The organism is Paenibacillus agaridevorans (genome assembly GCF_003112455.1).
In the GTDB taxonomy this organism is placed as follows: domain Bacteria; phylum Bacillota; class Bacilli; order Paenibacillales; family Paenibacillaceae; genus Pristimantibacillus; species Pristimantibacillus agaridevorans.
The window spans coordinates 37,892-45,829 of sequence record NZ_BDQX01000163.1; the positions used below are offsets into that span (position 1 = coordinate 37,892).

The following is a 7,938-nucleotide window of genomic DNA, read 5'->3' on the forward strand; positions in this document are numbered from 1 at the left end:
TCATGGAATTGCCGCCTGTATTGTCTCTCACGGGTTCAGCCCCTTGCCATTATGTGTTTGATGAACCAATCCCGCCTTAGGCATCCGCAACTGACAAAATCCGGACATCCAGAGCGACCAGCGAGAGCTTTCCTTTGTGCCGCGTACCTGTTAACAAATCGACATAGAGGTCCGTTCCCAATTCGACTTCCGTTGCCGCATCGTTGTGATTAAGCAAAAACAAGAAGGTTCTTCCGTCTTTAACCCGGACGGACGCTTCTACGCCGGGCGGCGTATCCAGCAAAGGCCTAATGCCGCGAGTTTCGCATACATGCGAGATTAATCCGTCCAGCATGGACGGCTCCGGCGAAGTCGCGACATACCAGGCTTCGCCCGACCCGAAGCTGTTGCGCGTAAGCGCAGGGCATCCCCGATAGAAGTTTCGTTCGAAAACGGCCATCGTCTCGGCTCCTTCGGCATGCACGACATCGCAAAGCACGCCGCAATTATAGGAGCCTTCCAGTTCGCCAAGCCTTGCGGTCATAACGACGCGGTTGCGCTGATGAGCCATCGGCGCATCGATCTCCTCCACCCATACACCCAGAAGCTTCCGAAGCTCACCGGGATAACCTCCCGTCGTAACCAGGTCGGTTTCGTTGACAATGCCGCTAAAGGTTGTCATGACCAGCGTGCCGCCCTGCGCCACGAATTGCTCCAAACGTTCGGCATAACCGGGTTGAATTAAATAGAGCACCGGCGCCACGACGATATCGTAAGAGGTCAAATCCGCCTCCACGCCTACCATGGCTACCGGTATATTGCGGCCGTAGAAGGCAGCGTAATACTTCTCGATTTCTTGGACATAACGAAGATCCACGGTAAGCCCGCTGGAGTGCTCCAGCGCCCACCAGTTGTCCCAATCGAACACAATGGCCGCGCGGGCTTCGGAGCGCGCACCAAGCAGCGTATCACCCAGCTGTCCCAGTTCGCGCCCGATGTCGGCGCATTCCCGAAATACGCGGGTATTCTCGTGTCCGGCATGATCGATCAATGCTCCATGGAATTTCTCGAATGCCCCGCGCGAACGCCTCAGCTGAAAATACATAATGGCGTCCGCGCCGCGAGCGACGGCATGATAACTCCATAAACGGTTGACGCCGGGCTGCTTAAGCGAATTGCGGGGGCGCCAGTTCAGTTGCGACGGGCACGATTCCATCAGCAGGAACGGATCTCCCCCCTTTAAGCCGCGCATCAAATCATAGCGCATCGCCATCTGGCCGGGGGTCATGTCATCGGCGGGATACATGTCAAGCGCTATGATATCCAGTTCCTTCGCCCACTTGAAATAATCAAGAGGCTTGTACGTGCCGTTGCCTTGGAAATTCGTCGTCACGACCGCATCCGGAATAACGCGTTTAATAGCATCCCGCTCCAGCTTGTAGCAAGCCAGAATGGCATCCGAATTAAATCGGTCATAATCGAGCGAGATGCCTTGGAACGCAGTCTCGTCCGAATGGGTTGGACTCAGGTGCTCGCTGAGTCCGCTCGGCAGCACAATCTCGTTCCAGTCGTAGAAGGTATGACCCCAGAATCTCGTATACCAGGCCCGGTTCAACTCCTCGAGCGTGCCATAGCGGTCCCGCAGCCATACGCGAAAGGCCTTCTCGCAATTGTCGCAGTAACAGCGCAATCCATATTCGTTATTAACATGCCACAGCAGCAAGGCGGGATGATCCTTGTAACGCTCCGCCAGCTTACGCGCCATCCGCTCCGAATAAAGCCGATAGGTCGGACTGTTCGGGCAGGAATTATGCCGGCGGCCGAACTTGCGACGGCGGCCGTCATGCTCGACGAGCAGCACATCGGGGTAACGCGTCGCCATCCATGCGGGATGAGCCGCCGTCGATGTGCCCAGGCACACCTTGATCCCGTTCGCATGGAGCTTATCCATCATCTCGTCCAGCCAATCGAAGCGGTAGGTGTTCTCATCCGGCTGATTAAGCGCCCAAGAGAACACGTTGAGCGTCGCGATATCAACGCCCGCGAGCCGGAACAGCCGCATGTCCTCGTCCCGGATTTCATTTGGCCACTGCTCGGGATTGTAGTCTCCGCCATACAATATTTTGGACAGCCTATCCGTAAACATTAGCGGACCGTCCTTTCCGCTTCCAATAGCTTCTTGATCGCCAACACGCTGCGGCGAGGACTGGATAACACGGGTTTGCCGACGCGCTCCGCCAGCTGCGCCTCCATACGCGCCATGGAGCCTTGCGCAAGCACCAGCGCATCGGCCTGTTCTGCGACCTTGACGACTGTCTCCAACAGAATGCGGTCATGCTCATCGGGCCGTCCGCTGACAAGAGCGTCATAGGCGCCGGCTGCAAGACCGTCGATCAATTGCACGGGCTTGCCGCGCTGCTCGGCTTGCTGCCGCAAAAGCCGCATTGTCGGCTGAAGCGTAGTGGGAAGCGTCGCCACAACGCCGATCGTACGATAAGACTCAACCGCTTCTACGGCCATGCTTTCATCGATTTTTACAAGCGGTATGTCGAAGAACGGTCGCGCGTCGCTGGCCACTTCGCCTACAGAAGAGCAAGTATTGAGAATAATGGAAGCGCCCAGATCGGCTCCATGCTGATAATATTGCATAAGACGCCGTTTCACACCTGGCGTGACTTCTCCCTCTCGCACAACCTCGGCAATCAAGCTGTCATCGATAATATTGACAAGACGCACGCCGGGCAGCAGCTCATCGAATTGTTTTTTGAGCGGCTCCGCCAGCCCTTGGCCCGTATATACCGCGACTACTGTATCCATTTTCCGGTTCCTCCTTATAGAAAGCGCTGTCTTTCTTTCCATTGTAGTCCCGGAGCAGCCGGATTACAGCGTTCAATCTTAAGGACTTTGCTTTGAATCGCGGACTATCGTGGAATTAACGACTGTCCCGGTGCGGCGAAACCTTTTTCGGCATCATCAAGCACCAATACCCAGTCGTTGCCCGGAGCTCTTCCGCCCGGAGGAACGAACTCATGGATTCCCTCGTTCGCCAACTCGCCCAGAAATTCGCTTTCGCCTGACCGCGGATTGTACCACCAGGCAGCCGCCCGCAAACCGGAGAACTGTCCCAGCTGCAAATTAAAGGGACGCCCCGAGTAGATATAGGCCATCATATGGCTGCTGCCCAGATTAACGAATAACCGGTCATACCGGTAGCCCGGATCGCCGCAGATGGCCGTCTCATTAGGCATCCGCTCTTCGAATGGTCTGGAGAGGATGAGCTCCTTGAGATGTACCATCTGCGCCGCACCGTCATCATCAAGCGCATCGTTCCAGCTTCGCAAGCAGTCGTATGCTCCGATGCCCCGCTCCTCCGTATGGAACTGCATGACCGCATTGTGTCCATAGGTATGACCAAATGCGCCGGCAAAAACGGCCCAATACGCATAACGTCTCACATCGTCCGCCGTCCATCTCGGAGCGCCCGGGAAATGTAAGCCGTGCGGAATATCCTCGTAGGACGGTTCGCCGTCAATCGTGGGTTTCGCCGGCATTATGGCCCAATCCGCCTGCACGAAACGCCAATTGTCTTCGCCGATCAACGTGTCGGGGTTGCTCTCCTCCATCTGTGCATAGCTGCGGTGCCCCGATTGAAACATATTGAAGTCGAGCCACTCCTCGTCGTGGAACCACCTCGAAGAGTCCGTTCTGCCGTAGGGATGGAACGTCATCAAGTGCTCCGGAGCAGCTTCCCTAATCGCGCTCCCCATCCGAAGCCATACTTGCGTATTGTCGCTGCCTCGAATATCTCCACCGTTTAGCCAAATTACATTCGGACGGTTCTTATAGCGGTTGCCTAGCCATGTCCCGTATCGCTCAGCCGTCTCGGCATCGGTGGAATAATGCTCCACTACGCTGCCCCACACGGGGACAAGCGCAACATACAGCCCTTCGCGCTCCGCCATGCCGATCACTTCGTCGGCAAAGGACCAGTAGCTGACATACGTATCCGACTCCTCCGCATCGGGCTGGTCCAGGTCCAGCTCCCGAAACGGCACTCTCCCGTATGCATTTTCGGTAACCAGATCATGCACAAGCATAATCTGGATGACGTTAAAACCCTTTGTTCTCCGATCGCGAAAATAGGCTAGCGCCTGTTCTCTCGTCGTTCGCTTTAACAGCAGCCATGCCGTATCCCCCAGCCAAAAAAACGGGGTGCCGTCGGCATGCCGCAAATATCGTCCGTTGTCCGTGACCGTCAGTTTCCCATTATTCCAAGGCATTTTATTGAGCAAGGTTAGTCCTCCCGTATTCGGTTTGCGAGTTATTTGCGAGATGATAGAGATTCGTTCATTTTATAGTGCTGCCGGTATTCGCTCGGCGTAACGCCGCAATACTTTTTGAAAACGCTGAAAAAGTGCCGGACGCTCTCGTACCCCACTTGCTCCGATATGCGATGCAAGGAATCCTCCGAATCGCCAAGCATCAGCGTCTTGGCCTTCTTAATCCGAAATAGATGCAAATAATGAATCAGCGTCAGTCCAGTCTCCTTGCGAAAGAGCGAGCTGATGTAATTGGGATGCAAATATACATGCTCGGCAATATGATCGAGCGAAATGTTTTCCTTATAATGCGACTCGATATGCCGGATAATTTTTTTGACGTTTCTGGACATCTGATCGTAATCGACGCCGGGAACGTTGTGATCCTGATCGGCTTGGCTTGGCGAACCGGCCTCGTCTTCGGCAGCCAGCAGTTCAAGCGATATATTGCTCATGACGTCATAAAGCTCCGCTTTGTTAATGGGCTTCAGCAAATAATCGATCACCTTGCAGCGTATCGCCTGGTGAAGATAGGCTGGGTCATCGTATCCCGTCAGAATGATGAAGCGGTTGCATAACCCTCGCTCGCGAGCTTTTCGAATCAGCTCCAGACCGTTCATTTCCGGCATCTGAATATCCGTAATCAGCAAATCAGGACGGTAGTTCTCCAGCTTCTCAAGGGCATCGAACCCATCATTCGCGCTAACGATCTCGGAGCATGGCGTTTGCCCTTTCTCAATGATATTAATCAGCCCCTTCAGCATAAAGGGCTCGTCATCTACGATCATCAGATTAAGCATGTTCTATCCCTCCCGGATCTCCTATCCATCCAATCATATCATTTCACTGAAAATTCTATCAATCGCTTCTATTAAGTGACGGCATATAAGCGGACGGGACCGTAGAGGCCGCCAGCCGCAAACGCCTTCTCCCAATGCTCCGGCATGGAATCAGGCTGCCAGTAGGAAACCTTCGGATTAACGGAGCCTCCAACGTTGCTAGAAGGACGGCCGATTTCGTAATGGGTGCCCAACGTGTTCGTTACCCGAATACGTATATGGTATTCTCCGCGTCCGGCATCCAGCTTGAATCGGTAAGGTCCCCATGCGCGCACGCCAATCGGGTTGCCGTTAAGCCATACTTCGGCCGTGCCCCGGACATGCCCCAGCTCAAGGATCGCGCCGTTCTCTTGCTGCCAATCAACCGTAGTCTCGTATTCGACGACGCCGCTGTGATGGGGCAAGCCCAGCGCCGTCCGCCAATCGCCCAGCTCCCCCCGAATCGGCGCCACATCGAATCTGATCGGAGCAAGCAGCACATCGGCCTCCGTGCTTGTATCGGTAGGAACAATGCGAAGCGCGGCCATCGTTCCGGCAAGCTGCGGCTCGAACAGAGCGATGTCGCCTTGCAGCGGCACCCGCCTTCCCGCTATCCAGCATTGGCATTCGCCCGCGCAAGCAATGCGGAGCTCCCTGGCTCCGGCCGGGAGCGGAAAACGAAACCAGATCGGCCTCCCGGGCTGAGCCGCGTCGCGGACAAAAGGCAGCGGACGGGACGCCGGCTCCGCATCCGGCATCAGCCAGCCGACATTCGGCAGCGGATGCGCGCGGCCGGGAAGCCACATCGTCTCCGTCTCGGCAAACTGCAGAACCGCTTCATGGAGAATTTCGGAGTGCTGACCTTGTTCATTTAACCACGAAGGGCCTGTGCAGAACATATGCCGGGTTCCGTCCGCCCGCTCGATGACGCCGTCCACCATGGCCACGCCTTCGCCCTCCGGCATGACAAGCTCAATCACATTGTCGCCGTCACGCCAATAGGGCGTTAGATCGAGCTCTTCTTGCCCTTGCCGGATATACGGATTAAAATCGCCGTGCTCGCTTACAGGTTGGCCGTTGACATAAAGCGCCACTCGTTCCTTGGCGCAAAAGATGACGCGCACCCGGCTGATGCCAGCGTTATCCGACTCGGTTATCGTATACGATAACCGGGTTTTCGAATGCGGACTGGGCGAATAAATCCATTTGGGCAGCGGCTCTTGCTCTTCCAAGCATAGGGTAACTCCTGCCCTGACGTATCCTTCGGCCAACGCCTCCGCGCACAGCGACAACGAATTGGCTCCGGCTTTCAGCTTCACGGTCGACGTTTGCTCTTCAGGCCCGCCTTCCCATTTGATTTCTTCGCCGTTCGCCCAAAGTGCGATTGCCGCGTTGCTCTCCGTACGGACCCAATACGTACCATCTTCCGGAGCAACGACATGGGTCCGCGCCCATATCTTATCTCCGGCTTTCGCCAATCCCAAATTCAAAAATTTGCGCGGAATCCGTCCCATTCTGCCCGCCCATGTCCGGAACGATAAGTCTCCCGTCGTATTGCTGTAGACGACCGGCCATACGGCGCCTTCCCGAAAGCGTTCGTCGCTTGATGCCTCCCAATAAGCTGCCTCGCTCCACAAACGTTTCATCCAACCCGAATCATCCAGTTCGCTCCTGTGCCAGCCCGCGGCTTCGCCGTCCGCGGCGCTTTCTTCGCGCGCGACGAGCAATTCGCGTCTCTCGATCGGCGCCAAAGCCGACCTGCCGCCATGCAAATCAAAATCGCCGTAACGGTTATCCAGCGTAGGCACGACCGCTACCTGCCAGTCTTCGAGCTCCGCCGCCGGCTTCTGACTCGCGCCTAGCGCGGGAACTTCGGCTGGCGAAGATGGATTATCCAACTCGCGCGAGGAATTGGCGGGTACTTCTCCCGCCTCCGTTTGATCCCATCGGCATACGACAAATGCCGCCGGCCAACTGTCGAACGAAACTTCAAGCTCGATCCAATCGCCGTCCCTGTCGTATAAAAGCTCGGAAACTCGCCCGGTCACCGGATCCCATAGCTGCGGATATCCTGCCGTGCGGAGACGATAACGGGCACTCCTCGGAGGCGTCGCACGTTCACCCGAAGGCTCGTGCATCGGCAGCAGTTCTCCCGCTTCCGGCAGCAGCAAGAACAGGTCAGCGTCCTCTACCCTTCGCATCAACGGCATATCCGGTCCTTTGGCACGCCCCGGCAGCCGGGCTTCCAGAAGCTCTATCGCTTCGCGGGCAGAGGCGACGTACACGGCGCCTTCCAATACCGGTTCTTCATCCCCGCATTGTACGGCGATCACCAAACCGCCGGCTGCCGTCCATTGCTCTACCTTGGCGCGGGCAGCATCATCCATAATGGCGGTGCCGCACAATAGCAGCGCCGAAAACGTCTCTTCTCCGATTCGCAGCTTGCCGCCGGACAACTCCGCCCTCTCCAAAGCGGAATCGTCCGTCACGTCAAAGTCGATGCTTGCTGTACGAAGCGCGCCCGGTTTGTTGCGTTCCTTGCGATTCCAGCGCCCCGTCAACGTCTGATACACGTTTTCGATATGTCCGAGCCGCTCATGAGGCATTTTGTTGGCAACGACCATGGGATGCTCAAGCGGGCCTCCGTCGGATAGCGACATCCAGCCGCATGCCGCATGCGAAGGATAATGGACCGCGACGTCGGCGATATGCGTGCCTTGCGTCAACAACCAGCACGCGCGGCTCACCGTATCGGCAAACACGCCGTAATGCTCATAATACGGCTGCCGCCATCCCGTGTCGGGCGGCGCCCACTCCCACCA

At 56.5% G+C, this 7,938-nt stretch carries 5 protein-coding genes; all 5 read right to left on the minus strand.

What is annotated here, in order from left to right:
* Positions 1 to 76: 76 nt before the first annotated feature.
* Positions 77 to 2,125, minus strand: a complete 2,049-nt coding sequence (locus tag PAT3040_RS14250; RefSeq protein WP_108993259.1) for a beta-galactosidase — start codon at positions 2,123 to 2,125, stop codon at positions 77 to 79.
* On the minus strand, positions 2,125 to 2,796 hold the full coding sequence (locus PAT3040_RS14255; protein ID WP_108993260.1) for an aspartate/glutamate racemase family protein: 672 nt from the start codon (positions 2,794 to 2,796) through the stop codon (positions 2,125 to 2,127). Before PAT3040_RS14255 ends, PAT3040_RS14250 begins: the two co-directional genes overlap by 1 nt.
* Positions 2,797 to 2,900: 104 nt before the next feature.
* Positions 2,901 to 4,271: a glycoside hydrolase family 140 protein gene (locus PAT3040_RS14260; RefSeq protein WP_219930284.1), complete on the minus strand. Its 1,371-nt coding sequence runs from the start codon at positions 4,269 to 4,271 to the stop codon at positions 2,901 to 2,903.
* Positions 4,272 to 4,300: 29 nt separating this feature from the next.
* Positions 4,301 to 5,098 (minus strand): response regulator transcription factor, encoded by a 798-nt coding sequence (locus PAT3040_RS14265; protein WP_108993261.1) that lies wholly within the window; start codon positions 5,096 to 5,098, stop codon positions 4,301 to 4,303.
* Between the two features lie 71 nt (positions 5,099 to 5,169).
* A partial coding sequence (locus tag PAT3040_RS14270) for a carbohydrate-binding protein (RefSeq protein ID WP_108993262.1) occupies positions 5,170 to 7,938 on the minus strand: 2,769 nt, incomplete at its 5' end.

Excerpts from the sequence above, each read along its gene's own strand:
- PAT3040_RS14250 (WP_108993259.1), bottom strand. The coding sequence starts at position 2,125 with ATGTTTACGGATAGGCTGTCCAAAATATTGTATGGCGGAGACTACAAT.
- PAT3040_RS14255 (WP_108993260.1), bottom strand. The coding sequence starts at position 2,796 with ATGGATACAGTAGTCGCGGTATATACGGGCCAAGGGCTGGCGGAGCCG.
- PAT3040_RS14265 (WP_108993261.1), bottom strand. The coding sequence starts at position 5,098 with ATGCTTAATCTGATGATCGTAGATGACGAGCCCTTTATGCTGAAGGGG.